General features: G+C 41.1%; 1 protein-coding gene. It reads left to right on the forward strand.

The features are described from left to right. Nucleotides 1-63: 63 nt before the first annotated feature. A complete protein-coding gene (locus CL42_RS16210) occupies nt 64-768 on the forward strand; it encodes an IS6-like element IS1006 family transposase (protein WP_001067784.1) in 705 nt (234 codons plus the stop codon). The last annotated feature ends 49 nt before the right edge of the window (nt 769-817 follow it).

An 817-nucleotide genomic window follows, 5' to 3' on the forward strand; every position in this document is an offset into this window, starting at 1 on the left:
GGGCACTGTTGCAAATAACCACGAATGGTAAGCTGAAGACTGTTTTAGCTAAAGGTGCAGCATATGAATCCTTTCCATGGTCGGCATTTTCAGGGCGAAATCATTCTTTGGGCTGTGCGCTGGTATTGTAAATATGGCATTAGCTATCGTGAACTGCAGGAAATGCTGGCCGAACGGGGTGTGAATGTTGATCACACGACTATTTACCGTTGGGTTCAACGTTATGCTCCTGAAATAGAAAAACGTTTACGCTGGTATTGGCGTAATCCTACAGATCTGAGCTCGTGGCATATTGATGAAACCTATGTAAAAGTGAATGGACGATGGTCTTATCTGTATCGTGCAGTCGATCAACGTGGCGATACCATTGATTTTTATCTTTCTTCTAGACGTAATACCAAATCAGCATATTGTTTTCTTGGAAAAATTTTAAATAATGTGAAGAAGTGGCAAATTCCACAAGTGATCAACACAGATAAAGCACCCACATATGGACGTGCTTTATCACGGTTAAAACGGGAAGGTAAATGTCCACCAGACCTTGAGCACAGGCAGATTAAGTATAAAAATAACGTGATTGAATGTGATCATGGCAAGCTAAAGCGGATCATCAGGGCCACATTAGGATTCAAATCTATGAAGACGGCTTATGCCACAATTAAAGGTATTGAAGTCATGCGTGCACTACGTAAAGGACAAGCATCGTCATTTTATTATGGTCAGCCTCAGGGTGAAGTGTGTCTAATCAACAGGGTTTTCGGTCTCTAAGTACTTTTTAAAGGGAACATCATCGACTCAAATCTCTATTTGCAACAGT

Source organism: Acinetobacter sp. Ver3 (assembly GCF_000632455.1).
GTDB lineage: Bacteria > Pseudomonadota > Gammaproteobacteria > Pseudomonadales > Moraxellaceae > Acinetobacter.

Bases quoted from the DNA above. Each gene is read 5' to 3' on its own strand.
- CL42_RS16210 (WP_001067784.1), top strand. From the start codon at position 64: ATGAATCCTTTCCATGGTCGGCATTTTCAGGGCGAAATCATTCTTTGG.